The sequence below is a fragment of the Pseudemcibacter sp. genome, assembly GCF_965661635.1.
Taxonomy (GTDB): domain Bacteria; phylum Pseudomonadota; class Alphaproteobacteria; order Sphingomonadales; family Emcibacteraceae; genus Pseudemcibacter.
The window spans coordinates 1-26,169 of record NZ_CBFIEP010000167.1 but is presented as its reverse complement, the minus strand read 5'-3'; the positions used below and the strand labels follow the sequence as shown (position 1 = coordinate 26,169).

General features: G+C 39.5%; 22 protein-coding genes and 1 pseudogene. 14 read left to right on the top strand and 9 right to left on the bottom strand.

Annotation, left to right across the window (positions count from 1 at the left end; genetic code table 11):
• The 4 genes and pseudogenes from ACTF6W_RS11195 to ACTF6W_RS11180 all read right to left on the bottom strand — a co-directional run.
• Window positions 1–600 (bottom strand): annotated as a pseudogene (locus tag ACTF6W_RS11195) (hypothetical protein); the annotation flags it as partial.
• 9 nt (window positions 601–609) lie between these two features.
• On the bottom strand, window positions 610–2,070 hold the full coding sequence (gene guaB, locus ACTF6W_RS11190; RefSeq protein ID WP_438994629.1) for an IMP dehydrogenase: 1,461 nt from the start codon (window positions 2,068–2,070) through the stop codon (window positions 610–612).
• A gap of 101 nt (window positions 2,071–2,171) precedes the next feature.
• Window positions 2,172–2,891, bottom strand: coding sequence for an RlmE family RNA methyltransferase (locus ACTF6W_RS11185; RefSeq protein ID WP_438994628.1), 720 nt, complete (start codon window positions 2,889–2,891; stop codon window positions 2,172–2,174).
• Window positions 2,884–4,080, bottom strand: coding sequence for a Ppx/GppA phosphatase family protein (locus ACTF6W_RS11180; RefSeq protein WP_438994627.1), 1,197 nt, complete (start codon window positions 4,078–4,080; stop codon window positions 2,884–2,886). The genes ACTF6W_RS11185 and ACTF6W_RS11180 overlap by 8 nt, the downstream gene beginning before the upstream one ends.
• Before the next feature lie 174 nt (window positions 4,081–4,254).
• Here ACTF6W_RS11180 and ACTF6W_RS11175 point away from each other — a divergent pair, with 174 nt between their 5' ends.
• The 5 genes from ACTF6W_RS11175 (at window position 4,255) to ACTF6W_RS11155 (ending at window position 11,113) form a co-directional block, all read left to right on the top strand.
• Window positions 4,255–5,661 (top strand): MalY/PatB family protein, encoded by a 1,407-nt coding sequence (locus tag ACTF6W_RS11175; RefSeq protein WP_438994626.1) that lies wholly within the window; start codon window positions 4,255–4,257, stop codon window positions 5,659–5,661.
• Between the two features lie 138 nt (window positions 5,662–5,799).
• A complete protein-coding gene (locus ACTF6W_RS11170) occupies window positions 5,800–7,143 on the top strand; it encodes a MalY/PatB family protein (RefSeq protein WP_438994625.1) in 1,344 nt (447 codons plus the stop codon).
• A 502-nt stretch (window positions 7,144–7,645) separates the two neighbouring features.
• A complete protein-coding gene (gene dapD, locus ACTF6W_RS11165) occupies window positions 7,646–8,491 on the top strand; it encodes a 2,3,4,5-tetrahydropyridine-2,6-dicarboxylate N-succinyltransferase (protein WP_438994624.1) in 846 nt (281 codons plus the stop codon).
• 14 nt (window positions 8,492–8,505) lie between these two features.
• Window positions 8,506–9,639: a succinyl-diaminopimelate desuccinylase gene (gene dapE / locus ACTF6W_RS11160; protein ID WP_438994623.1), complete on the top strand. Its 1,134-nt coding sequence runs from the start codon at window positions 8,506–8,508 to the stop codon at window positions 9,637–9,639.
• Window positions 9,640–9,778: 139 nt separating this feature from the next.
• On the top strand, window positions 9,779–11,113 hold the full coding sequence (locus tag ACTF6W_RS11155; protein ID WP_438994622.1) for a MalY/PatB family protein: 1,335 nt from the start codon (window positions 9,779–9,781) through the stop codon (window positions 11,111–11,113).
• Window positions 11,114–11,167: 54 nt separating this feature from the next.
• On the opposite strand, the gene ACTF6W_RS11150 is transcribed toward ACTF6W_RS11155, so the two are convergent.
• Both ACTF6W_RS11150 and ACTF6W_RS11145 read right to left on the bottom strand, forming a co-directional pair.
• Window positions 11,168–13,042, bottom strand: coding sequence for a CocE/NonD family hydrolase (locus ACTF6W_RS11150; protein ID WP_438994621.1), 1,875 nt, complete (start codon window positions 13,040–13,042; stop codon window positions 11,168–11,170).
• 70 nt (window positions 13,043–13,112) lie between these two features.
• Entirely contained in the window at window positions 13,113–14,324 is a 1,212-nt protein-coding gene (locus ACTF6W_RS11145; protein WP_438994620.1) for a dicarboxylate/amino acid:cation symporter, read from the bottom strand.
• A gap of 120 nt (window positions 14,325–14,444) precedes the next feature.
• Between ACTF6W_RS11145 and ACTF6W_RS11140 the strand changes: the two genes are divergently transcribed.
• The 6 genes from ACTF6W_RS11140 to lexA all read left to right on the top strand — a co-directional run bounded on the left by ACTF6W_RS11140 (window position 14,445) and on the right by lexA (window position 19,309).
• Entirely contained in the window at window positions 14,445–15,044 is a 600-nt protein-coding gene (locus ACTF6W_RS11140; protein ID WP_438994619.1) for an anthranilate synthase component II, read from the top strand.
• A complete protein-coding gene (gene trpD / locus ACTF6W_RS11135) occupies window positions 15,016–16,077 on the top strand; it encodes an anthranilate phosphoribosyltransferase (protein WP_438994630.1) in 1,062 nt (353 codons plus the stop codon). The genes ACTF6W_RS11140 and trpD overlap by 29 nt, the downstream gene beginning before the upstream one ends.
• The gene (gene trpC, locus ACTF6W_RS11130) at window positions 16,070–16,870 is read left to right on the top strand and encodes an indole-3-glycerol phosphate synthase TrpC (protein ID WP_438994618.1); all 801 of its coding nucleotides are present in this window, start codon (window positions 16,070–16,072) and stop codon (window positions 16,868–16,870) included. The genes trpD and trpC overlap by 8 nt, the downstream gene beginning before the upstream one ends.
• A gap of 23 nt (window positions 16,871–16,893) precedes the next feature.
• A complete protein-coding gene (gene moaC / locus ACTF6W_RS11125) occupies window positions 16,894–17,370 on the top strand; it encodes a cyclic pyranopterin monophosphate synthase MoaC (RefSeq protein WP_438994617.1) in 477 nt (158 codons plus the stop codon).
• 3 nt (window positions 17,371–17,373) lie between these two features.
• Entirely contained in the window at window positions 17,374–18,564 is a 1,191-nt protein-coding gene (locus tag ACTF6W_RS11120; RefSeq protein ID WP_438994616.1) for a molybdopterin molybdotransferase MoeA, read from the top strand.
• Between the two features lie 76 nt (window positions 18,565–18,640).
• Entirely contained in the window at window positions 18,641–19,309 is a 669-nt protein-coding gene (lexA, locus tag ACTF6W_RS11115; RefSeq protein ID WP_438994615.1) for a transcriptional repressor LexA, read from the top strand.
• A 10-nt stretch (window positions 19,310–19,319) separates the two neighbouring features.
• On the opposite strand, the gene ACTF6W_RS11110 is transcribed toward lexA, so the two are convergent.
• Window positions 19,320–20,432 (bottom strand): ATP-binding protein, encoded by a 1,113-nt coding sequence (locus tag ACTF6W_RS11110; RefSeq protein WP_438994614.1) that lies wholly within the window; start codon window positions 20,430–20,432, stop codon window positions 19,320–19,322.
• Between the two features lie 159 nt (window positions 20,433–20,591).
• Here ACTF6W_RS11110 and recO point away from each other — a divergent pair, with 159 nt between their 5' ends.
• The 3 genes from recO to ACTF6W_RS11095 are packed head-to-tail and all read left to right on the top strand — an operon-like array spanning window position 20,592 to window position 24,204.
• The gene (gene recO / locus ACTF6W_RS11105; protein ID WP_438994613.1) at window positions 20,592–21,320 is read left to right on the top strand and encodes a DNA repair protein RecO; all 729 of its coding nucleotides are present in this window, start codon (window positions 20,592–20,594) and stop codon (window positions 21,318–21,320) included.
• A gap of 60 nt (window positions 21,321–21,380) precedes the next feature.
• The gene (gene parC / locus ACTF6W_RS11100; protein ID WP_438994612.1) at window positions 21,381–23,618 is read left to right on the top strand and encodes a DNA topoisomerase IV subunit A; all 2,238 of its coding nucleotides are present in this window, start codon (window positions 21,381–21,383) and stop codon (window positions 23,616–23,618) included.
• 19 nt (window positions 23,619–23,637) lie between these two features.
• Window positions 23,638–24,204 (top strand): GNAT family N-acetyltransferase, encoded by a 567-nt coding sequence (locus tag ACTF6W_RS11095; protein WP_438994611.1) that lies wholly within the window; start codon window positions 23,638–23,640, stop codon window positions 24,202–24,204.
• A 3-nt stretch (window positions 24,205–24,207) separates the two neighbouring features.
• On the opposite strand, the gene ACTF6W_RS11090 is transcribed toward ACTF6W_RS11095, so the two are convergent.
• Complete coding sequence (locus ACTF6W_RS11090; protein ID WP_438994610.1) at window positions 24,208–25,524, bottom strand: hypothetical protein; 1,317 nt, start codon at window positions 25,522–25,524, stop codon at window positions 24,208–24,210.
• Between the two features lie 170 nt (window positions 25,525–25,694).
• The gene (locus ACTF6W_RS11085; protein WP_438994609.1) at window positions 25,695–26,099 is read right to left on the bottom strand and encodes a hypothetical protein; all 405 of its coding nucleotides are present in this window, start codon (window positions 26,097–26,099) and stop codon (window positions 25,695–25,697) included.
• Window positions 26,100–26,169 lie beyond the last annotated feature (70 nt).

The window sequence follows — 26,169 nt, the reverse complement described above, 5'->3', positions numbered from 1 at the left end:
TCTGTAGATCGGCCAATCGCGTATTTGTACTTGATCCTTTAAAATAATAGCACTATTAGCATGAACACCTTTTTCGTATTGGATTTCTTTATCAACCAAATATTCTATAATTTTCGGTGCATCTCTCGCAATTCTTAAAGTCAAAGGCGCACGTTCATTTAATGCATTCATTTCCTGAACAAATTTTTCACTAAAACGTTCTTTTAGATTTTCTTCTAACCATTTTGGGTAATTTAAACGGTGATGCTCTTCACTTTCCGAAACAACAGTTTCAAGAAACCTTTCTTCTTGGGAAGTAATTTTATCAGGGGCATGAGTTTCACCCGTAAAATATTTCTTTGGGTCATCATCGCTTAACTTTAATTCTACCATAACCATAAGGCGCGGATCACCAGAAGTTATATCATTTAAAAAACCCCAGCGGCGGATAATATCGTATACCAAGTTGGTGACACGGCGACGGTCCTTAGAACCTGCATAACGACGACTACTAAAATATTGACGTACAAGAACATCAGCGGCTGGGCCATTTTCCTTTAAGGAATGCGCGACCTTGGCCGTAAGTTCGATTACGGCTTCTATTCTGGCGGATGGTAGCATGTTTAATTCCTAATTCGACGGGTAATTCGGCGATTCTCTTGTAATTGTTACGTCGTGCACGTGGCTTTCACGTAAACCCGCACCTGAAATTTTGACGAATTCAGCATTTTTATGAAAATCGCTAATTGATGCGCTGCCCGTATAGCCCATCGCCGCCTTAAGTCCCCCAACGAGTTGGTGTATCATATTGCCCGTTGGACCCTTATAAGGCACTTGTCCTTCAATACCTTCCGGCACAAGCTTAAGGTTATCGGTAACATCTTCTTGGAAATAACGGTCCGCTGATCCACGGCTCATGGCACCAAGTGACCCCATACCGCGATATGATTTATAAGAACGTCCATGGTGAAGGAATACTTCACCTGGCGCATCTTCTGTACCAGCCAATAATGACCCAACCATAACCGCATTCGCACCCGCTGCCATTGCCTTTGCAATATCACCTGATGTTTTTAGACCCCCATCAGCAATAATGGATACACCCACTTCTTTTGCGACCTTAACGGCATCCATTATTGCAGTTAATTGTGGCACGCCTACGCCCGCTACTATCCGTGTTGTACATATTGAGCCCGGTCCAATACCGACCTTAACAACATCAGCCCCAGCATCAGCAAGAGCACGAGTACCATCACCCGTCGCTACATTACCACCAGAAATTTGTACATTGGGATATTGTTTTTTAATACGAGCAATCGTATCAAGAACACCGCGCGAATGGCCATGTGCCGTATCTACAACAAGGAAATCAACGCCCGCATCTATCAATGCTTCTGCGCGTTCAAATCCATCATCACCGACCGATGTGGCAGCACCCGTTCGTAATCTTCCATTTTCGTCTTTACAGGCCTCCGGATGTAATTTTGCTTTTTCGATATCCTTAACGGTAACAAGGCCGATACATTTATATTCATCATCAACAATGATAACTTTTTCAATACGGTTTTGATGTAAAAGCTGTTTTGCTTCTTCGGTTGAAACATTTGCTTTAGCAGTAACCAATCCTTCCGATGTCATCAATTCACTTACTGGCTGCATCATATTGGTTGCAAAACGTACATCACGGTTTGTTAATATACCAACAAGCTTTCCTGTGTTTCGCTCGACAACCGGAACACCGGATATTTTTGCACTACTCATAAGGTCAAATGCTTCGTTTAATGTTTGATCCGGATAAATAGTTAGCGGATCAACGACCATCCCGCTTTCGAATTTTTTAACACGGTGCACTTCGGTCGCTTGTTCCTGAATAGAAAGGTTTTTATGAATAACCCCTAACCCACCAGCTTGTGCCATAGCAATAGCCATATTGGCTTCAGTAACCGTATCCATCGCCGCAGATAAAAGCGGGATGTTCAAAGTGATCGTTTTGGTTAGTGCTGACCGTGATTTAACTTGGCGCGGGAGTATTTCAGACGCTTGAGGAACAAGCAGGACATCATCGAATGTGAGTGCTTCGCGAATATTCATAATTTTTCCTATCCAACAAAGAACGCTGAGATAACAAGATTCGCCTAAAAGGTCAAAGATAAAACAAAATATTGTGTCGAAAACTTTAAAAATTCATATATTTATGAACTTTTCTTAAACCTTTGAGCCACTAAATAGGTTTCTTTACTTTCTGAACGACTGGCTGGCGGCTTAAAATGGCGCACTTTTGTAAAGTTTGCTCTAATATCTTTTAAAAGTGCGGTATCCGTACCACCGCTAAAAACTTTAGCAACAAAAGTACCATTTTTTGCTAGTGTTTTTTTGGCAAAGTCAAATGCGAGTTCAACAAGTCCTAATGTTCGAATATAATCTGTATTTTGGTGCCCTGTGGTTGCGGCGGCCATATCAGACATCACAAGATCAATGGGGCCATCTATTAAATCAAGTAAAGCTTTCTCAGCTTCATCAGTCGTAAAATCCATTTCAAGAAATGTTGCACCTGGAATTGGTGCCACTTCTAGCAAATCAATTCCAATAATGCTCACATCTCCTGCGCACTGTTGACGGGCAACTTGCGTCCAGCCGCCTGGCGCCGCACCGAGGTCCACAACTGTATGGACACCATGCAAAAATGAAAAACGATCATCAAGCTCAAGAAGCTTATAAGCCGCTCGACTTCGGTATCCGTCTCTTTTCGCCGCGGCTACATAGGGATCATTTAATTGGCGTTGCAACCACCTAGTCGATGATGATTTCCTATAACGGGCCGTTTTTACGCGCGTTTTTTCACCGCGTACAATACCACGCGGATCAACGCGTGCAACCTTACCAGATTTATTGATCTTAGGCTTCTTAATCATTGGTTGGTTCTTCCGCGTTATTTTTATTGTTACGTTTTAAATAATAACTTCGACGTGATCTTTTTCTTCTTTTTGCCTTATTAATGCGGCGCTGTTCATCCATAAGATGGTGAAGCATGCCTTCGCGGATGCCTCGATCAGCTACGCGGCAGTCATCAATGGGCCATACATCAATCAGAGCATCAAAAATTGCGCACCCCGCAACCACAAGCTCCGCACGGTCATTCCCTATATTATTAAGCGCAAGTCGCTCTTTATAATCAAGTTTAGCCAAATCAGTGCAAAGATTTACGAGATCCTTACTTTTCATCCATGCACCATCGACTTCATTTCTATCATAAACGGCTTGATTTAAATGCATACTGGTCAGAGTTGTCACCGTACCGCTCGTTCCCATCAATTGAACTCTATTTTCATCAATTGACGAACGAATGTTGTGTTTATCTTCAAATGGCACGATATGCTCTTTTACGCGCTCTTTCATTTCTTGATAATGTTCGGCGGGCAATACTTTTTCTGTACCATATTCTTCTGAGAGGTTCACGACGCCCAATGGGATTGAAATCCAATCAATAATTTCTGGAATGCGTTTCTCGTTATATTCAATCCAAATAATTTCCGTGCTTCCACCACCAATATCAAAAACGATGCCGCGATTATAATTGGTATCAAGCAAAGCTTTACAACCCATTACAGCGAGACGCGCTTCTTCTTTCGGATCAATAATATCAAGCTTAATTTTTACTTGCTCTTCGATGGTTTTGACAAAATGATCACCATTCTCTGCTTCACGGCAGGCTTGAGTAGCAACATTCCACATTCGGGTAACGCCACGACGTTTCATTTTATCCATACAGATTTTTAATGCTGAAACCGTCCGTTCCGTTGCCTGATCGGAAATTCTTTTTTCTTCTTTTAACCCCTCACCTAATCGAACTATACGTGAAAAACTATCAATCACTCGGAAACCATTTTGCTGCGGAACCGCAACAAGCAAGCGGCAATTATTCGTACCTAAATCAACAACGCCGTAAACATGCCCTTTGTTCTGTTGATTCTTAAAATGATTTCTATTGTTATTTCGATTTCTGTTATTATTAGAACGGTTTTGCTGTTTAGGTGGGGACTTTTTTGATCCTTCCTTTGGCGCTTTCGCTGGCGAATTGTTATTTGTTATATTTTTATGCATGCGAAATTGGCCTATGTGTGAATCATTATTCTTATTATTTTATAGTATTCTATTGTTTCGCTTCATAGAAAAAATTTAGCATTCTTAAAATTAAAACATAATATCACCTATGTTGACACCAGAAACATTTTAATGCTAGGCATAACGCAATAAAAATCGGAAGAAGGAAATTTAATGACAAAAGATATTAAATTAAACCGCCGTTTCTTTATGAAAGGAACCGGTGCAGCAGCATTACTTGGGGGCGCAGCAATTGGCTCATCTTCATCATTTGCGGCTGGTTTGGGACAATCAACACCCATGTCGACTGGTGTAAACTTTGATGAAGGCTATAACCGTGTCGGTAAGAATAGTATCAAATTTGATCTGATTAAAATGTCTAACCCCGGCAAACAGTTAGATGTTGGTATGGGGATTGCCGATATGGACTTCAGAACAATGCCACAAATTACAGCGGCTCTTAAAAAACGTCTTGAAACTGAAAATTGGGGATATGAAATACCGCCACTTGATTTGCCTGACAATACGGTCGCATGGAATAAACGTCGCTATAATACAGACGTTCCTAAAGGTAATATCTTAAATAGTGTTGGTGTCTTAGATGGCGTATTAAGTACATTAATGGCCTTTGGTAAAGAAGGCGACAAAGTCATCGTTCAAACACCAACTTATAGCTCCTTCTTTACAACGATACATCAGGCGGGAATGCACGAAGCCGAAAATGAAATGAAGCTTGTTAATGGTCGTTATGAAATTGATTTAGACGATTTTGAACAGCACGTTAAAGATGGTGCAAGATTATTCATCCTATGTAATCCTCAAAACCCAACGGGGAATTGTTGGACCGCTGATGAAATGCGCTCAGTAGGTGATATTTGTAATAAATACGGCGTCCTTGTTCTTGCCGACGAAATTCACTGTGATTTTATAATGGGTGAAAATAAATATGTACCCTATGCTTCATTGGGTGAAGAATACGCACAGAATAGTATTACTTATAAATCAACCAGTAAATCCTTTAACTTAGCCGCGCATCGCACAGGTTATATGTTCTCTGATAACCGTGAATATATTGATAAAGTTCTTAAGGGTGGTCACCAACGGTTACTTCTAAACATCATGGGTATGATAGCGTCTAATGTAGCTTATAAACACGGTGATACATATATTGATGAACAAAATGCGTATTTAACGAAAAATGCAAAATTTGTTGAACAATATTGTGCTGAAAATATTCCACTAATCAAATATAAAGTTCATGAAGGTACTTACCTTGCTTGGCTTGATTGTCGTGAATTATTTGAAAAGCTTGATGCTGAAAATAAAGCGATTGAATTAACTGAATATAATAAGGCTAATAATGTAACTGCAACAGACTTCTTTGGTGTGACGAGCATTAAAACTTATCGCACAGGCGATTATATGAAAGAATGGTTCATGGATAATGCCAAGATCGATATCAATCCTGGTGAAAACTACGGTAAAGGTGGGGTAGGCTTTATGCGTATGAACCTAGCAACAAACCAAAAAATGTTAAAATTAGCGCTCGATAATATTGTGAAAGCAATAGACACGATTTAAATAATTTTCAATTTCTCTTAAAAAGGTGCCTTTTCGGCGCCTTTTTTATATGTGCATCATTGACAGATCATAAAAGCTGTAGCAATCTCTTTTTCGCAACAGTTTAAAAAAATAAATTCAATTAATGGGAGTGACAATATGTCAGAAAAAACAACTTTAGACCGCCGTTTCTTTATGAAAGGCGCTGGGGCGACCGCATTATTCGGTAGTGCTATGGCAGGCGGCCTTGCTGTTCCGGCGACTACAAATGCAAAAGGGATGGGTCATACTTCTATGTCTATGGCATATGACTTAAATGAAGAATTTAACCGCATCGGTTCCGGTGATAGCAAATGGGATGGTGTGCGCCGCCGAGCACGTCCGCATGATGTGCCATTTCCAATGGGCGTTGCTGATATGGACTTCAGAACACTTCCGCATATTACAGAAGCATTAATGAAACGTATGGGGCATCAAAACTGGGGTTATCAACCTGCCCCGGCAGACTTCTATGAAAATATTATTGCTTGGAATGCGAAACGCTATGATCAAACAGTAAAACCAGGCAGCATCTTAAATGCGCATGGAGTTCTTGATGGTTGTCTCTCTATTCTTAAATTACATAACACTAATGGTGCACCCGTCCTTATTCAAACACCTGGGTATTCTGGGTTCTTTAGTGTTGTCCGTAATGCACAATTTTCTTCGTTAGAAAACCCACTTGTCTTAAATGACGGCCGCTGGGAAATGGATCTTGAAACAATGGGTAAGCAAATTGACGAGCATGATGTTAAAGTGATGCTATTCTGTAACCCGCAAAACCCAACAGGAAACTGTTGGAGTCCAGAAGAAATGCGTGCCATGGGTGATCTTTGTATTTCTAAAGGTGTTCTTGTTATTTCAGATGAAATCCATTGTGACTTTGTCAATAAGCATGCAACATATACACCATATGCAACACTTGGTGAAAAATATGCTCAATCAAGTTATACACTTAAATCAACCAGTAAATCATTTAATCTAGCGGCACAACATGTGGCTTATCTTTTCTCTGATAATCAAAAAATGATTGATGATCTAAAGAAAAGCGGTCATCAACGTGGCTCCCTAAATGCACTTGGTATGATTGCTTGTAATGCTGCATATAAGCATGGTGCTACATATATGGATGATATGCAGGCTTATATTGACGGCAATTGTCATTTCCTTGAGAAATACTGTGCCGAAGAAATGAAAGATGTGAAATATAAAGTACACGAAGGAACGTACCTTGCCTTTATTGATTGCACAAGAGTAGCCAAAAAACTTGGCGGCCCTAACGGCGAACAAAGAGTTGGTGATCTATTGCAACGTTTCTTCATTGAAAAAGCGGGTGTTAATTTAAATCCTGGTGAAAACTACGGTAAAAATGGTGCTGGATGCATGCGAATGAATTTAGCAACAACACACAAGAAACTTCATGGTGCTTTAAATGCTATGAAAGCTGCCATCGACGCAATTTAACTTTATAAAATACAATCTTAAATAATAAACCTCCTGAGTAATTCTCTCAGGAGGTTTTTTTTACATTTATGCATTAAACGAACATTAAAAACCTACGATTACAATAAATTACAATTTTCACAATTTAAGAAAAATATTTCTTATTTTATTTATCAGTTAATAAATATTTCTAATAATCACATTTTTTAGATCGTATATTAGAATTAATTTATTAAAAATCTTCCAATATGTTATAGTATTCCCCTAAGAAAAACTGAAAATAATATCTAAAATTTTATCTTTAACTTTTTATATAGAATTGCTGCTTAAAAGCTCTTCTTGTTAATCAAAACCTGTGATGGGTAAAACATTTTTAAACACGTTAAGAAAACATTTTGGAGAAAATAAAAATGAGTAAGTTTAGTGTTAAGTCAGTAGTATCAGTAAAAGTTAAAGACGCTATGGTACAAGCGAGACTTTTGGATTAACAATATAAAAACAAATACGTAAAAGGATTTTTAAAATGTCAGATCAGACATTAATCGCTACCATCAATCAAGCATGGGAAGATCGCGATACATTGAACACGGATACAACAGGTGAAATCCGTGATGCCGTAAACGAAGCATTAAACATGATGGATAACGGTAATGCACGTGTTGCTTCAAAAGAAAATGACCAATGGGCCGTCAATCAATGGCTTAAAAAGGCTGTGCTGCTATCATTTCGCTTAAATTCAATGAAAAGAATACCCGGTGGGCCCGGTCAAAAAAGCAGCTGGTACGATAAAGTCCCCTCAAAGTTTGAAGGATGGGGAACCGATGATTTTAATAACGCCGGTTTTCGCGCCGTTCCAAATGCGATTGTTCGTCACTCCGCCTTTATTGCACCAAATGTTGTTCTGATGCCGTCCTTTGTAAACTTGGGTGCTTATGTCGATGAAGGAGCCATGATTGACACTTGGGCTACGGTTGGCTCATGTGCTCAAATTGGAAAGAACGTACACATTTCTGGTGGCGCCGGTATCGGCGGTGTACTTGAACCATTGCAAGCTGGCCCTGTCATTATCGAAGATAACTGTTTCATCGGCGCCCGTTCAGAAGTCGCCGAAGGCGTGATCGTTGAAGAAGGTGCCGTTCTTAGTATGGGCGTTTTTATCGGTGCATCGACAAAAATTATTGACCGTGAAACTGGCGAAATATTTATGGGCCGTGTTCCCGCTTATAGCGTTGTTGTGCCGGGCACATTACCCGGCAAACCTATGGCTGACGGCACCCCAGGCCCTGGTCTTTATGCGGCGGTTATCGTGAAACGTGTGGATGAACGAACAAGATCAAAAACATCGATCAATGATCTGCTTCGTGATTAAATGTGTGATTAATCATGTCCATTGACCCCATTATTTTATCACAAGACCTTATTAAATGCCCCAGTTTCACACCAAATGATGCAGGGGCACTTGATGTGCTAGCAAAAGCATTAACATCAATCGGTTTTGAATGCACGCGCCTTCCCTTTTCCGAAGAAGGAACACCAGATATTGATAATTTATTTGCAAGACGCGGCACTAAATCCCCTCACATATGTTACGCTGGACATACGGATGTAGTTCCCATTGGCGATTTAAATGATTGGAAACATGATCCATTTGCCGCAATTATTGAGGATGGTATTCTTTATGGTCGCGGTGCCAGTGATATGAAATGTGGTATAGCGTCATTTGTGGCCGCCGTTTCTGAAATAGATGACTTTGATGGATCTATTAGTTTATTGATTACGGGCGATGAAGAAGGTCCTGCGATCAATGGCACCGTAAAGATGTTAAAATGGCTTGAGGAACATAATCAAGTTCCGGATATGTGCATTGTTGGTGAGCCAACCAATACCCATAAAATTGGTGAAATGGCAAAAATTGGCCGTCGTGGCAGTTTAAATGGAACACTAACAGTTCATGGTACACAAGGCCATGTTGCCTATCAGCATTTGGCTGATAATCCCATTCCGCGACTTATCAAAATACTTGATGATTTGAACAAATGGGAAATTGATCAAGGTAATGATTTCTTTGATCCAACGAATTTAGAAATTGTAACTATTGATGTGGGTAATAAAGTATCAAATGTAATCCCCATGAATGCCACCGCAAAATTTAATATTCGCTTTAATAGTGAACAAAATGCGGATGGTTTAACGAAAATCATTACGAATATTTGCAACACACACAGTGAAAACCATACTTTAGATATTAATGTTTCAGGAGATTCATTTTTAACCCCAAAAGGTGACCTTAGCGAACTAATTGAACAAGGTATTAAGGAAATAACAGGAAAAACGGTCAAGTTTAGCACCACCGGCGGCACCTCTGATGCCAGATTTATTAAAAATTATTGTCCCGTTATTGAGTTTGGTTTAATTAACAAAACCATCCATAAAGTCAATGAATGTGTCAAAGTGAGCGATATTATTCTATTAAAGGACATATATTTGTCCATAATTAGAAAATTTTTCTCTTCATAACGTTTCACCACTCTAAATATTGACAATATTGTTACATTATTGCACTCTCTGCGAGATTATCCCAAAAAATAAAAATAATATTCGGGATTACGCAAACATTTTAAAATAATATTTTAGCCATTAGCGGGAGAGAACTTTAATGAGCAATTCTAAATTAGACCGTCGTCTATTCATGAAAGGTGCAGGTGCGGCTGTATTTTTAACCAGTGCAGCGAGCCTACCGGCCGTATCTGTAAGTGCAAAAGGCATGGGACATATGTCAATGTCTATGGCCTACGACTTAAACGAAGAATTTAACCGTATTGGATCGGGTGATTTCAAGTGGGATATGATCCGTAAAAACGCTCGTCCATATGATGTTCCATTCCCAATGGGTGTTGCTGATATGGATTTTCGCACAATGCCACAAATCACAGCGGCTCTACAAAGTCGCCTTAACCACCATAACTGGGGTTATGAAGCACCGCCAGCTGATTACAAACAAAATATCGTTAATTGGAACAAAAGACGCTACGATCAAGATGTCGACCCAAGCACAATTGAAAATTGTATCGGTGTTCTTGATGGTGTTTCAAGTGCGCTTCGCACCGTTTGCGATCCGGGCGATAAAGTTATTCTTCATACACCAAACTATTCAAGTTTCTTTAGTGTAATTCCCGGTGCGCTTTGTGAACTCGCGGAAAGTGATTTGGTGATTGATGATGATGGTAATTATGATTTTGATTATGATGATACCGAGCGTCTTCTTAAAGACGGTGCAAAAGCGATCATTCTTTGTAACCCACAAAACCCTACGGGAAATTGCTGGACGGCGGATCAACTTCGTAAACTTGGTGATCTTGCCAACCAATATAATGCACTTATGATTGCTGATGAAATCCATTGCGATTTCATAAATAAAAATGCGGAATATGTACCATATGCATTACTTGGTGAAGCTTATGCCATGAACAGCATTACTCTTAAATCAACAAGTAAATCATTTAACCTAGCGGCGCACCGTACAGGCTATATGTTCACGGATAATAAAGAACTACTTAGCCGTATTAAGAAAATCGGTAATCACAACCGTTTTCTTCTTAATACAATGGGCATTATTGCATCAAATGCTGCTTATAAGCACGGCGAAACATATATGGATGATATGCAGGCATATATGGACGGTAACGCGAAATTCCTTGAAAAATTCTGTAAAGAAGAAATGAAAGACGTGAAATATAAAGTTCACGAAGGAACTTACCTCGCTTGGCTTGATTGTAAAGCCGTTGCTAAGAAACTTGGTGACCCAGAAGGTGATGACCGCGTTGGTGATATGCTGAAGAAATTCTTCATTCAAAAAGCGGGTGTTAATATTAACCCGGGTGAGAACTATGGCCGTACAGGTGTCGGCTATATGCGTATGAACCTTGGAACAACCCATAGAAAACTTCACGGCGCACTAAACGCAATGAAAGCCGCGATCGACGCAATTTAAAAATTCTGAGATTAAGATAAAAAGGCCGCTATCTCTAGCGGCCTTTTTTCGTTTCTATTCAATCACACCGACCGTGATACTGCTCGGATACTCTTCCGATGTATGTATCTGGTGGGTTGCTTTGATGAAATCTTCACCCTTTGCTTCATATATGTTTAGGAATTGCTGTGGGTTCCGGTCCACAAGCGGGAACCATGAACTTTGGATTTGGATCATCATTTTATGACCTTGTTTGAACGTATGGGTAATATCAGGAAGTGTAAATTTCACTTGGGTGACTTCACCTGATTTGAAGGCTTCCGGATTTTCGTAGCTATTACGGTATTTGCCGCGGATCACTTCGCCGCGCACCATCATTTGATAACCGGACATCGGTACATCCATATATTTGTCTTCGGCTGCCTCAATTTCCGGGTAATCATCCGGAAACACATCAATCACTTTAACAACGAAATCGGCATCGGTACCCGTTGTCGAAACATAAAGATCAGCAACAATTGGACCCGATAAAGTTAAATCATCGGTAAGTATTTCTGTTTCATAAACCATCACGTCAGGTCGGGTGCCCGCGAAACGCTGATCTTCGACCATATATTCACGCGAACGCCCATTTGAGATTTCTTGTGTATAAGGAACCGGATTTGCAGGATCACTGACCCATTCATCATACCCCTCACCCATTGGTTTTTCATGATTTATGGCACCATTATCGTGGATATAGAATGTTTTATTTTCTGCTTCTTCGGATGGCCATTGATCGTGGCTGCGCCATTCGTTTTCACCTGTATAAAAGGCAAGCATTTCAGGAAGCTCATGATCAGGACCACTTTTTAAATAGTGATTAAAGAACTTAAGGTCGATTTCTTTATAATCCTTGGATGTTTGAACATCAAATTGCACATTACCAAGCTCTGTACCGGCAGAACGCACAAAGCCGCCATGGAACCACGGGCCGCGCACAAGGAAGTTATCAGTACGTGGGTTATTTTTTTCAATGCCTTCATAAATGGCTGTACCACCATGACTGTCTTCCGCATCAAATGACCCAATCACGGTCATTACATTTGCATTCACATTTTTTAAATGCGGTGCAATATTTCTGCTTTGCCAGAATTCATCATAATCACCATGTTCCATCAATTTATTCCAAAAGGGGCTGTTTCCTTTGAATATTTTATCATTCACATTATGAAGCGCACCTAGTTCAAGGAAGAATTTATAAGCATCATTGCCAGGAAATTGGAATGCGTCACGCTTTCCTTGTTTGGCAGGATTGTTATGATCCTGATCAAATCCACGGAAAAAACGAAATGCGTCAAGCAGGAAAAATGCACCGCGATGATGGAAATCATCACCATAAAAAATATCAGCCATCGGTGATTGTGGGCTTGCGGCCTTAATGGCTGGATGACTATCGATGATTGATGATGCCGCATAAAATCCGCGATAAGAAATGCCGAATATCCCTAAGTTTCCGTTATTATTATCCACATTTTCAAGCAGAAATTCCACCGTATCATACATGTCGGAACTTTCGTCATGATCCGTTGGCCCTTTATTCGGGTTATGGGGTGTCATATTGCGAAATTCACCTTCCGACATAAAACGGCCACGAACATCCTGATAAACGAAAATATACCCATCTTTTGCAAACCGGTTATCTCCACCGCTTGGCCCTAAATTGGTCGGAAAATTATCAACACCGTAAGGACGGATCGAATACGGTGTTTTAACCATCAACATTGGATAGGTTTTCGATTTATCCTTTGGTGAATAAACGGCCGTGAATACTTTTGTGCCGTCACGCATTGGAATGGCATATTCGTGTTTGGTATAATGTTCTCTGACATCGTAATCATCGGCAAATGCGTTATTAACACCCACCACCGTAAAGAATACTATAAGAATTGTTTTGAAAAAATTAGACATATTCGCCCCTCATTATAATTTGTTTTTCATAAGCTAATCGAAAGACTTGATGGCGTCCATCATAAAAAGTTTAAGTGTCACCGGTCATAAACCGATCCAAGATGGCTGCGCCGACCAAATCACCCCATACATTTAATGTCGTTCTTGAACGGTCAAGGAACCAATCCACGCCAACAATAAGCCCGAACCCTTCTGCTGGAATACCAACAATGGAAAAAACCATTAGTGTCATGATATGTCCCCCTTGGGGAATGCCTGCGGATCCAATCGCCGCCAACGCCGTTGATAATGAAATAATAATATAACTGCCAAACGTCACCTCAAGACCATAAACTTGCGCCAGGAATATTGTCGCAACCCCTTGATAAACGGCTGTGCCATTCATATTTACGGTGCTACCCAACGGGATCACAAACCTAACCGGGCTTTTCTTTAATCCTGCACCTTCCGCGCAATCCATCGAAAGTGGCACGGTTGCCGATGAACTTGACGTGCTAAATGCCGTAAGCAGTGCGGGTGAAATTTCACCCAAATAATTTATCCCACGTCTCGCAATAAAGACCAAAAGCAAAAATAAAATAATCGCCTGAACGACCAGCCCACTTAATACGGTGAGAACATACCCACCGACGGCCGCAAATGTTTCCAATACTGCTTCCCCGCCACCAGCCTCAGCGATTGGCGTAGCAACAAGGGCAAATATACCAAATGGTGATAGATACATAATCCACCCTACCATCACCATCATGATATTATTTAAACTTTCAAAAAAATTACTAACGACGCGCCCTTTTTCGCCAGTAACCGTCAAGGCCGCACCAAAAATAATTGAAAATACAATAAGCTGTAACAATTCCATGTTGGCAGCTGAGGCAATTATATTTGGTGATATTAAACCAAGCATCACATCGCTAATAGTCGTCGCATTTTCCGCGTTTAGTGCTGCTGCATCCTTTGCAACAAGATGGAAATCACCGCCCGGCACAAAAACACCTGCTAAAATCATACCCACAGTGGCAGCGATGAGCATGCTGCTTAAGAAAAATAAAATTGTTATTCCACCAGGTTTACCAAGTTTCCGAATATCACCAAGTGAAGAGACCCCCGTTATAATCGCCGCAACGATTAGAGGCACCACAACCATTTTAAGAGCATTAAGAAAAAGCGTCCCCATCCAAGAAAACATGTGCGCATCTTCACCCATAATCCAGCCCGTAGCCGCGCCGAGTATAACTGCAACAATGATAGAATATAAAAGCAACATTGAGTGACGTTTAGACATCATGCATTTCCCTTGAATTTGTTTTTTATTATATTTTTCAATAAAGCTTAAATTATTGTTGTACCTTTTGCAGCATCTTTTGTAAAAGAGAGGGTAATTTTAATAAAGGGTATCCTTACCATGTATGTGCTGATCGATAATTACGACAGTTTTACTTATAATCTTTATCACTACCTCGGTGAAATCGGGGCAGAGACAGAAGTTTATCGTAATGATGAAATTACCGTTGATGAGTTAAAAGCCAAAGACCCAGAAGGTATAATTTTATCCCCCGGCCCAAAGACACCAAATGAAGCTGGTATCTGCATGGAAATTATTGAAAAACTGGGACACACTATTCCAATATTAGGTGTCTGCCTTGGTCATCAATCTATCGGTCAAGTTTATGGCGGTAAAGTCACACATGCGCCTTATTTAATGCACGGCAAAGTAAGCAAAATTAAACATGATGACAAAACAATCTTTAATGGATTTAAAAATCCGTTTGATGCAACACGCTATCATTCACTGATTGTTGAACGTGCAACCTTACCCAACTGTCTTGAAATCACATCGGAAACCGAAGACGGCATTATCATGGGATTATCCCATAAAGAATTCCCCGTTCACGGAGTACAATTTCACCCGGAAAGCATTGCTTCTGAACACGGACATGATTTATTAAAAAATTTTCTAACGCTTGCACAACTTCATAATGACGGTAATAAACATGTCGCTTGATTTCAAAAAAAAAATCGCAGACTTAGCTGAAGGCCATATTCTTAGCCGCGAAGAAGCCCGCGATGCGTTTAATTACATGATGGATGGCGATGCGACGGGACCACAAATTGGTGCTTTTTTAATGGCCTTAAGAGTTCGCGGCGAACGGTTAGATGAAATCACTGGTGCCGTGGAAGCCATGCGCAGTAAAGCCGCAACCATCAAAGCACCTGCTGGTGCAGTTGATACATGTGGAACCGGCGGCGACACGGCGGGTACTTATAATATATCAACGGCAGCGGCCATTGTACTTGCAGCATGCGGTGTTCCGGTTGCAAAACACGGCAATCGTGCCGTATCAAGCAAATCCGGTAGTGCAGATGTTCTTGAAACATTAGGTATTAATATTGATGCGGATATGTTTATCGTTAAAAAATGCCTAGATGAACTGGGGATAAGTTTTCTTATGGCGACACGTCACCATAGTGCAGCGCGCCATGTTGGGCCTGCTCGTGCATCGCTTGGAACCCGCACAATATTTAATCTAATCGGCCCACTTTCTAACCCCGCAGAAACCAAGTTTCAGGTTATTGGCGTTTTTGATCAAAAATGGAACCGTCCTATGGCCGAAGTACTCGGGCGTTTAGGGAGTAAACATGTATGGGTTGTGACCGGGTCAGACGGACTTGACGAAATAACGATTACGGGCGAAACCCATGTGGCCGAATATAAAAATGGCACCGTTAATGAATTCACCGTTTCACCAGAAGACGCAGGGCTAGAAAGAGCGAGCTTAAAAGACATTGAAGGTGGAGATGCTGAATTTAATGCAGCCGCCATCATCGATATTTTAGAAGGCAAAAAAAATGCGTACCGCAATATTGTACTTCTCAATACTGCCGCCTCGCTTATTGTATCTGGTAAAGCAAAAGATTTAAAAGATGGTGTTTCGATTGCTGCAAATGTAATTGACAGTGGTAAAGCAAAAGAAAAACTTGATGCATGGATCACAATGTCCAACGAAGAGCCACCGGAGCCCGAAGAAGATGAGTGATATTCTCTCTAAAATTGCGGCAACCACGCGCGAACATGTTGCAAAGTGTAAATTAAATCGCTCGATTTCGGAACTTGAAGAGGATGCGAAAAAAGCATCACCCGTTCGCGGTTTTCATCAAAATTTATTAAATGCCGAGAAGGCAGGAAAATTTGGACTAATTACCGAGATTAAAAAAGCAAGCCCGAGCAAAGGTTTAATCCGCCCTGATTTTGATCCACCCGCACTTGCAAAAGCGTATGAGACAGCTGGCTCAAGCTGTTTAAGTGTACTAACCGATGTTCCTTATTTTCAAGGTGCTGATGAATATCTTGTAAAGGCACGCTCTGCTGTTTCACTTCCTGCGCTACGCAAAGACTTTATGGTTGATCCCTATCAAATCGTTGAGGCACGCGCTCTTGGCGCTGATTGCATATTGATTATTATGGCAATGATTGATGATGTGCTCTGCGCAGAAATAGAACAAACCGCTATTGAACAAGGGCTCGATGTGCTTATTGAAGTCCATGATGCAGATGAATTAGAACGAGCTCACAAATTGAAATCACCCCTTCTTGGTGTTAATAACCGCAACTTAAAAACATTCGAAGTAACGTTAAAAACCACAATAGAGCTTGCGAAACTTGCAGGTCCTAACCGCACATTGGTTAGTGAAAGCGGGATTTTCACCCACGAAAATTTAAAAATGTTAAATGAAACATGTGGTATAAATAGTTTTCTAATAGGTGAATCGCTTATGCGTCAGGACGATGTTGAGCTTGCTACTAAAAATCTGCTGAATGGTTCTTTATAAAAAAAGATCAAAGGAAAATAAAGATGTCAGACTTAACACATTTGGATGACCAAGGACGTGCTAGTATGGTCGACGTATCAGAAAAGGCGGAAACCAAACGTATCGCCGTTGCCAAAGGGCGCATTAATATGCAGGCTGATACGCTCTCTTTGATTGAAAAGGGTGGTGTTAAAAAAGGTGATGTTTATACGGTCGCAAGACTTGCCGGTATCATGGCTGCTAAAAAAACGGCCGACCTTATTCCATTATGTCACCCCCTCCCGATCCAAAATGTTCAAGTGGACCTCGTCAGCAATTTTGACGAAAATTGTGTTGATATAACCGTAACCGCTAGTCTTTACGGCCGTACAGGTATTGAAATGGAAGCACTTGCAGCAGTTTCTGTTGCGGGGCTCGCGATTTATGACATGTGTAAGGCCGTCGATAAAGCGATGCGAATTACCGATATACGCTTAACACACAAATCTGGCGGCAAATCTGGAACCTATAACGCGGAATAATAAATGGCCCTTCTCCCAGTACCAGAAGCACTTGAAACGATTTTAAATCGTTCACATCCAATTGAAACAGAAATAATTTCAATTCATGATGCTCTTGGACGAGTCTTAGCGGATGATGTTCGCTCTCAATTAACGCAACCTCCATTTGCGGCATCTGCAATGGATGGATATGCAGTTCGCTTTGATGATATTGGCGGACCGCTAACATTAATTGATGAATCTCAAGCAGGGAAATCATTTGACGGGTCATTATCAAATGGTGAAGCCCTACGCATTTTTACTGGCGCCCCTGTTCCAGTTGGGGCTGATACAGTAATTATGCAGGAAAATACTTCTTTTGAGGGCAATCAAGTCACGATAAATGAATGCCGCGCCAAAGGCATTAATATCCGTAAGATCGGGGAAGACTTCAAAAAAGATGATATCCTTTTAAAAAAAGGGGTAAAAATAACGGCAAGACATATTGCCGTTATCGCCGCAGGTAATGTTGAAAAAATTTGTGTTTATAGGAAACCTAAAGTAGCAATCCTTTCAACCGGTGATGAACTTCTGGACGTAGGTTCAGAAATAAGTCCTGATAAAATTGTAAATTCTAACGTCCCTCTCTTTATGGCATTAATAAAAGAAAACGGCGGTATTCCTGTTAATATCGGTACGGCACGCGATACATTAGACGACGTAAAAGCAAAAATCTCAAAGGTAAAAGACGTCGATATTTTTGTTTCAATTGGCGGCGTTTCCGTAGGTGATTATGATATTATTAAAGACGTATTAAAAGATGCGGGCTTAAAAGTTGATTTCTGGAAAGTAGCCATGCAACCGGGAAAACCAATTGTTTATGGTGATTTTAAAGGCATCCATTATTTTGGTATGCCAGGCAACCCTTCAAGTGCTTATATTTGTTTTGTTAATTTTATGTTGCCTGCAATGAATAAAATGCAAGGCCTCGGCGAATATGGATACCCCATCAGCCACGCCATATTAGATCATGACATTAAAGAAGGAAGTGGTCGCATGAATTTTATGCGTGCTATTTATACAGAAAATCAAGACGGCATAAAAACTGTTTCCGCAAATTTCAGCCAAAGCAGCGCTTTACTGAAAACTATGTCTGACGCGAATTGTTTGCTCATTCGTGATGTAAAAGCGCTTCCAGCAAAGGCAGGTGAGTTAGTAAAAATCGTCCTAATTTAATGTTCTCGTCTTTGTTCTTGACAGGAGAATAAAAATAGAACATAAAAGAACATATATAGATATACGGGAGATTTAAATGCTTACGAAAAAACAACATACTTTGTTAATGCTTATTCATGATAAACTTCGTGAAGATGGAGTTGCCCCTTCCTTTGAAGAGATGAAAGTAGCACTTGAGCTTAAATCAAAATCCGGCATTCATAGACTTATCAATGCACTCGAGGAACGCGGTTTTATTCGAAGGCTCCCTAATCGTGCTCGCGCGCTAGAGGTTATTAAATTACCAGAAGACGAAGATAACACATCACAAGAAAGCAATTTGTTTAGACCGGATTTTGGCGGCAAATCTCAAGATGTTGATCCACAAACACTGGAAATTCCACTTCATGGTAAAATTGCGGCTGGTACCCCTATCGAAGCCTTAGAACAATTTGAAAATATCGGCGTTCCTGCTGCTATGCTTGGCTCAGGAAGCTATTATGCGTTAGATGTTGATGGCGACAGTATGGTTGAAGCTGGTATTTTAGACGGTGATCGCGTTGTCATTGAACGCTGTGAAAATGCCCGAAACGGTGAAATTGTTGTGGCCCTTGTCAACGAGGAAGAAGCAACACTCAAAACATTACAAAAGCGTGGTCCTGATATTGCACTTGAGCCATCAAATCGTGATTTTGAAACACAAGTATACCCAGCGAACCGTGTCCGTATTCAAGGACGATTAATCGGCCTTCTTAGACAATATTAATTTACTAGTTCTAATCTTTTAGAATTCTTTCTTTTGGGAAATGAAGCGTTGCCCTTGTTCCATTTCCTAATTCGCTTTGAATTTCTAAATTTCCCTGGAATAATTTTATATAAGCATCAACCAATGGCAGCCCAAGTCCTGTGCCTGTAATATCTGTTTCTTTAACGTGTGAGGCTCGCCTAAAGGGTATCATTACCTTGGTGATTTCATCATTAGACATACCAATGCCTTTATCAATGATTGATACATCTAACCCACCACTATTGCGGTATGATAATTTAACCAAGACTTTATTATCACTATAAGAATATTTAATGGCATTTGATAATAGGTTATATACTAGCTGACGAAGAATTCTTTCGTCTCCGCGTAAGAGAATTTCTTCTTCGGGAATTTCTTCTTCGATGACAATATCATGTTCAAGAGCCAGCGTTCTTAAAGTCTGAATACACGATTCAACTTCGTAGGCGACATCAATTTCATTTTCGCTAAAATCTTGTTTCCCCGCTTCAATTTTTGATAGATCCAAAAGGTCATTAATAATGGCAAGTAAATGTTTCCCACTGGAATTTATAAGCCTAGCGTATTCTTCAAAATTCTGTTCAAATTTTTCATTCTTTGCTCCGCTTTCACCGGAAAGAATACTTGAAAACCCAATTATCGCATTGAACGGCGTTCTTAATTCATGGGACATATTTTGAAGAAAAACGCTTTTATGTTTATTGGCTTCTTCAGCTTTTAGCCTTGCATCAAATAATTCATTTTCTGTTTTTTTAAACTTTGAAATATCCGTAGAAATACCTGCCAATACTCTTTCGCCATTTTCCTCATCTTCTATAATAAATTTGTGACTATAAAAAATGGTATCTACATCCACCTCTTCTACACCATTGTGTGGTTGGCTATCAAAAACTGAACGATCAAGTTCCATAACTCTTTTGGCAAGTTTCGCTGGGAATATTTCACTATCATCTTTACCAATGAAATATTCTACCTTTTTCCCAACTGTTTTGGCACCCTTTTCATTGATCATTAGGTACTTACCATCTTCATCTTTGATGTAGATAGCATTTGGCGTCGCTTCAATAATTGCCTTTAGAAATTTTTGATTTATTTGGCGCACTTTACCCCCTTAAACTGATGTTACCGATTTTTAGCTAATATAAAATTGATTAATTAATATTCCATTAACTATAATTCTCAACATATTCCTATTTCTAGTCTTACAAATTAACGAATCCTAATCTAATATGATAGCGAATAATATTTATGTGAGAAATCAATGGAATGGCGCGATCAAGGCATTATTCTGTCTTTAAGAAAATATGGTGAATTTGACGCCATTCTTGAAATCTTTACCCGTGAACATGGCCGCCATGCCGGTATTGTCAAAGGTGGACTAGGTAGACGGCAACGCGGTAACATCCAACCTGGTAACGAAGTTAGCGTGACATGGCGTGGACGTTTAGAAACTCATTTGGGTACTTATTCAGTTGAACTACAAAATGCACGTGCCGTTTCTTATCTATATCACCCTGGAAAACTTGCTGCTTTAAATAGCTGCACTGGGCTTCTATGTCTTGCGATTGCTGAAAATGAAAAACATGAACCATTGCTTGATGGTTTTATTGCCTTATTGGATGCACTTGAAGCAACAGATGATGAAATTTCCAATTGGGCGCCTCTCCTTATCAAATGGGAATTAGGGTTATTATCAGAGCTTGGTTATGGCTTAAACTTAGACTGCTGCGCAGCGACGGGCCTGACAGAAAATTTAATTTATGTATCACCAAAGTCTGGCCGCGCCGTAAGTCAAGATGCAGGAAAACCTTATCAAGATAAAATGCTTCCCTTACCCGGCTTCCTCATCGGAGAAAGTAAAAAAACAGACAAACAGGCAATTTTAGATGGTCTACACTTAACTGAATTCTTCATGGAACGTCATATGCTTAACCCTTATGGAAAGAAAATTCCTCAAGCAAGACGCATGTTAATCGATCATATTTCTTAGACTAGTTTTTTTCGTCATTTTAAGCTTTAAACTAGCCGTAAGATTGTTATAGTAAAACACATGAATAAAGTTACAAATGAAGATACCATTTTAAACGTTCCTCTCGGTGATACTCTGGGGGATCGTTACCTTTCTTATGCGCTTTCAACGATTATGTCGCGATCACTTCCCGATGTACGTGACGGCTTAAAACCAGTACATCGTCGTCTGCTTTTCGCTATGCGTCAATTGAAATTAAATCCGGACACGGGATATAAAAAATGTGCCCGTGTAGTCGGTGACGTCATTGGTAAATATCATCCACATGGTGATCAATCTGTCTATGATGCAATGGTCAGACTTTCTCAAGAATTTGCCGTTAGATATCCGCTCGTAGATGGACAAGGTAATTTCGGTAACATCGATGGCGATAATGCAGCTGCTATGCGTTACACAGAAGCGCGGATGACAGAAATAGCAACCGCCCTTATGGAAGATATTGATAAAGATACGGTTAGTTTTCGCGAGACTTATGACGGTGAAGAAGAAGAACCGACCGTTATGCCTGCAAATTTTCCAAATCTTCTTGCAAATGGTGCGATGGGTATCGCCGTTGGTATGGCGACCAGCATTCCGCCACATAATGTTGACGAATTATGCCAAGCGCTATTGCATTTGATTAAAACACCTAATGCACGCATCGCCACTCTAGTCGAATACGTTCAGGGGCCTGACTTCCCAACCGGTGGAACGATTGTCGAACCACGCGAAAATATCTTACAAGCCTATGAAACAGGACGCGGCAGCTTTAGAATGCGGGCAAAATGGCACGTTGAAGAAGGCGCGCGCGGGATGTATCAAATCATTGTTACTGAAATTCCCTATCAGGTACAAAAATCCCGACTTATTGAAAAAATTGCGGATCTTATTTATAATAAAAAACTGCCTATCCTCGGTGATGTGCTCGATGAAAGTTCGGAAGATATTCGTATTGTTATTGAGCCCAAAAATAGAACCATTGAACCAGAAATGCTTATGGAAAGCCTCTATAAGCTCACGGACCTTGAAAGTCGTTTTTCATTAAATATGAATGTGCTTGAAGGCGGCAAAATGCCGCGTGTCATGAACCTTCGTGAGGTTCTACAAGCTTTTCTCGATCATCGTCAAGATGTCCTCATCCGTCGATCAAAATACCGTTTAGGTAAAATTGATCATCGTTTAGAAGTTCTTGGCGGATATTTAATTGCATTTCTAAATCTTGATGAAGTGATCCGCATCATTCGTGAAGAAGATCACGTTAAACAATGTTTGATGGATACATTTAAACTAACGGATGTACAAGCAGACGCCATTCTCAATATGCGGTTAAGGTCACTTCGTAAATTAGAAGAAATGGAACTTAAAACCGAACATGCCGAATTAGAGGCAGAGAAAGCATACTTATTAGAACTACTTGATAGCGAAGAAAAACGCTGGAATGTTATTTCCGATGATATAAGGGAGATGCGTAAAAAATTCGGAAAGAAAACCGAAGTTGGCGCCCGCAGAAGCGATTTCGCCGATGCCCCTGAAGCCGCTATAATCCCGCTTGAAGCTATGATAGAAAAAGAACCCGTCACTGTAATTTGCTCGAAAAAAGGCTGGATTCGCGCCATGAAGGGGCATGTAGAAATCGATGACAAGATCAAATTTAAAGAAGGTGACGAAGCGAAATTCGCATTCCACTGTCAAACAACGGATAAAGTATTATTATTTGCCACTGATGGACGTTTTTATACTCTTGGCGCCGATAAATTGCCGGGCGGCCGTGGCCATGGTGAGCCGGTCCGTTTAATGATTGATCTTGGAAACGAAGAAGAAATCGTTTCGCTCTTTATGCTTCAACCGGGTACAAAAATCATTATTGCCGCAGAAACCGGTCGTGGATTTATGGCTGATGCTGATAAGGTGCTCGCTAGCACTAAAAACGGTAAGCTTGTTATGAATGTAGAGGACGGTAAAAACAAGGCCGTTCTTGCAAGGATAATTGATGAAAACCATGACCATATTGCGATTGTTGGTCAAAACCGAAAACTTTTGGTATTCCCGATTGATCAGATGCCGGAAATGACCCGTGGACGCGGCGCCATTTTACAGAAATATAAAGGCGGCAACCTTGGTGATATAATCTCATTCAATGCAACCGAAGGCCTTAGTTGGGAAATGCGAGGCGGCAAAACCCGTACCGAAACGGACCTAATGCCGTGGACAGGAAAGCGTGGTCAAGTCGGCCGCATGCCGCCACACGGCTTTCCGTCAAATAATAAATTTTCAAGATAACGACTGAGGGAATGAAATCATGATGGACTTCGTTCCCTTAATCAATCCAACCACAAATGTGATTGGCATTGGTGAAAATATCCACCTTCAATTGCCTGCGAATATGCATAAAAATATTTTTATCGATTTTATTAAACGTAATAAAAATTATCATGAACCATGGGTTTATGTTTCTTCAGATCCAAGATTTTATGATCAATATATTTCAAGAATGAAAATGGGAAAAACTTTTGGCGTTTTCGTTTTTAGCAATGTTGATAATCAATTCATCGGTGTGATTAATCTTAATAGTATTCGCCTAGATCCCTTTAGCTCCGCAACATTAGGGTATTACGCAGAACAAACCCAAAGTGGTAAAGGATACATGAAAGAAGCCCTTAACTTGATACTTGACCATGCTTTCGTAAAAATCGGTTTAAATAGAGTGGAAGTAAATGTTCAACCAAATAACACTGCCTCCCTCGCCCTGATAAAATCAGTCGGGTTTTCGAAGGAAGGTTTTTCAAGAAAATACCTCAAAATTGGTAATCACTATGAAGACCACGAAAGATGGGCCTATCTGGCTGAAGATTTTAAACTTCGATAATAATTATTTATCTGATCCATTAAATCTATTTAACACTTCTAATGCAGCATTTTTCACTTCTTCATTTTCTGAATTCATTTCTTCAAATAATAAAGTATCAACTTTTTGATTTCTTTGCACATATTGAAGTGAATGAATTAGTTCGACCTTTGCCATAGTTGTGTAATTAATTTTTTTGATGATTAAATTAGTAAACCTATTAGGTAAAAAGGTTTTATATTGATTTATCAACATAGCAGAATTTAATATTTTATATTCTATTTCAGAATTCAAATTATCGAAAATAAAATTTTCCCACTCTTCTCTACCATTTTTAAATTTTACTGCTGCCAATATATCCATTGGTGTCCAATCCAAAACATAATGAATTCTATCATCAAACTTTATAAATGATACTAATGCTTCAGAGCTTCTATACTCAGGGTTTAGGTCATTTTCTGGCCTTAGTGCTCTAATAAAGCCCACCCCAGTATCTAAGAAATCTTTTACAACTTCTAAACCATGTGCATCTTTATAATTATAAGACAAAATTAAGCCTGTTTTATGGAGAATCGATAGGTTTGGTATTTTATCGGGGTTAAAAATATTCACCTGATAATTAATTCCACTTCTGCGAATATTATTATCACCTTTAATTTGTTTAATATTTGCAGAGGTTTTAATTTTTTCTATTTCGGCAGCAACATTTCCAAATGGTGCATCAGAGATTACTTTGTACAAATTTTCCGTTATTTTGTTTTTCTCAAAAACTAATGAGCAGCTCATTCTAACAATTTCTGAACTATCAAAGATTGCTTTATTCAATATTACACTCTTATGCTCATTTGTTAAATTATCAAAATCCCTTAAATATAAGCATATGTCGCTAGTAACAAAATTTCTTTGAGAATTATTTTTTTTAAGTGTGTTAATAAGAACATCTACTAGTTCTGTTTTGGATAAATTATTTTGAATTGGATATTTCACAAAGGCATTGCGAGCGAGTAAAAAGGCGCCACCATCTATTATATCGAAGATGGCTTTTTTCGCGATTTCACTATTTTCAAAATTTGCCGCTAAAATTTCAGCAAAAACTATATTCTTATTTCTTTTCCCGCCGAACATTTTAAATGGTCGTATCAATCCCCTAGCAGTTACCATTTGCAACTCATGTGTTTCTTTTGCACTAATTTTATAACTAATAAAATATTCAGGTGTAATTGAGTTAGCAGCATGCAAGATTTCTGAATCCGTAATTGCATCAGCTTTATACAATAAATCTATCGTATTAACTGGAAATTCTATTATATGCTCTCTTATATTTTCAGCATAAGGTTTCAAATCTTCGCCGAACATATGATAAAGGAAACTTAAATATAAACCTGGTTTTTCAGGTAACCTATTAATAACATATACGGCTAATGTAGGTTTATTCTTAAGAAGTTCTCTTATCGTGAAATATTGAAGTTTAACATTGAATTTTTTGTCGTTTTTTTTCTCTATTAAAAATTCTAATAAGTTTTCCGTCGCGGGTTTAAAATTTCTAATTCCGCTACAAAATTTGAACGGGCTTCAATTTTATTTATTCCCTTTGGCCATCGTTTATCTAATCCATTATCAATAAATAGATCATAAGCTTTCATTTCTTTTTTCTTATCGTCTATCGTGATTAAATATGCTTCTAAATATAGGAGGCTACTTTCTAAGTCCTCGCTTTTACGTAATAATCGAAATAATGATTTTTCAATTTTTGGCGAAGATACTTTCTCTTGGATTATTCTTTGGATAGTTTCAAATTTTTCAGCAGAATTACCTTTGTTAAGAGATCTATTATATTGATCAACTTTGTCATTAGGCCAAGTAACAGTATTTAAATTTAAAAATATAAAACTAAAAATGAAAAATAAGCGTACCAAAGTATCTCCCTAGTGCATTTTGTACTTAAAGTATATTTTTAAGCCGCCGTTTTCGCAAACACTAAAAAAA

What these genes read in the sequence shown, in the direction of transcription:
- ACTF6W_RS11175 (WP_438994626.1), top strand. Translation starts at nt 4,255, where the DNA reads ATGACAAAAGATATTAAATTAAACCGCCGTTTCTTTATGAAAGGAACC.
- ACTF6W_RS11095 (WP_438994611.1), top strand. Translation starts at nt 23,638, where the DNA reads ATGATGGACTTCGTTCCCTTAATCAATCCAACCACAAATGTGATTGGC.
- ACTF6W_RS11150 (WP_438994621.1), bottom strand. Translation starts at nt 13,042, where the DNA reads ATGTCTAATTTTTTCAAAACAATTCTTATAGTATTCTTTACGGTGGTG.
- ACTF6W_RS11170 (WP_438994625.1), top strand. Translation starts at nt 5,800, where the DNA reads ATGTCAGAAAAAACAACTTTAGACCGCCGTTTCTTTATGAAAGGCGCT.
- ACTF6W_RS11155 (WP_438994622.1), top strand. Translation starts at nt 9,779, where the DNA reads ATGAGCAATTCTAAATTAGACCGTCGTCTATTCATGAAAGGTGCAGGT.
- ACTF6W_RS11145 (WP_438994620.1), bottom strand. Translation starts at nt 14,324, where the DNA reads ATGTCTAAACGTCACTCAATGTTGCTTTTATATTCTATCATTGTTGCA.
- ACTF6W_RS11180 (WP_438994627.1), bottom strand. Translation starts at nt 4,080, where the DNA reads ATGCATAAAAATATAACAAATAACAATTCGCCAGCGAAAGCGCCAAAG.
- ACTF6W_RS11185 (WP_438994628.1), bottom strand. Translation starts at nt 2,891, where the DNA reads ATGATTAAGAAGCCTAAGATCAATAAATCTGGTAAGGTTGCACGCGTT.
- trpC (WP_438994618.1), top strand. Translation starts at nt 16,070, where the DNA reads ATGAGTGATATTCTCTCTAAAATTGCGGCAACCACGCGCGAACATGTT.
- dapD (WP_438994624.1), top strand. Translation starts at nt 7,646, where the DNA reads ATGTCAGATCAGACATTAATCGCTACCATCAATCAAGCATGGGAAGAT.
- recO (WP_438994613.1), top strand. Translation starts at nt 20,592, where the DNA reads ATGGAATGGCGCGATCAAGGCATTATTCTGTCTTTAAGAAAATATGGT.
- guaB (WP_438994629.1), bottom strand. Translation starts at nt 2,070, where the DNA reads ATGAATATTCGCGAAGCACTCACATTCGATGATGTCCTGCTTGTTCCT.
- dapE (WP_438994623.1), top strand. Translation starts at nt 8,506, where the DNA reads ATGTCCATTGACCCCATTATTTTATCACAAGACCTTATTAAATGCCCC.
- moaC (WP_438994617.1), top strand. Translation starts at nt 16,894, where the DNA reads ATGTCAGACTTAACACATTTGGATGACCAAGGACGTGCTAGTATGGTC.
- parC (WP_438994612.1), top strand. Translation starts at nt 21,381, where the DNA reads ATGAATAAAGTTACAAATGAAGATACCATTTTAAACGTTCCTCTCGGT.
- ACTF6W_RS11140 (WP_438994619.1), top strand. Translation starts at nt 14,445, where the DNA reads ATGTATGTGCTGATCGATAATTACGACAGTTTTACTTATAATCTTTAT.
- lexA (WP_438994615.1), top strand. Translation starts at nt 18,641, where the DNA reads ATGCTTACGAAAAAACAACATACTTTGTTAATGCTTATTCATGATAAA.
- ACTF6W_RS11120 (WP_438994616.1), top strand. Translation starts at nt 17,374, where the DNA reads ATGGCCCTTCTCCCAGTACCAGAAGCACTTGAAACGATTTTAAATCGT.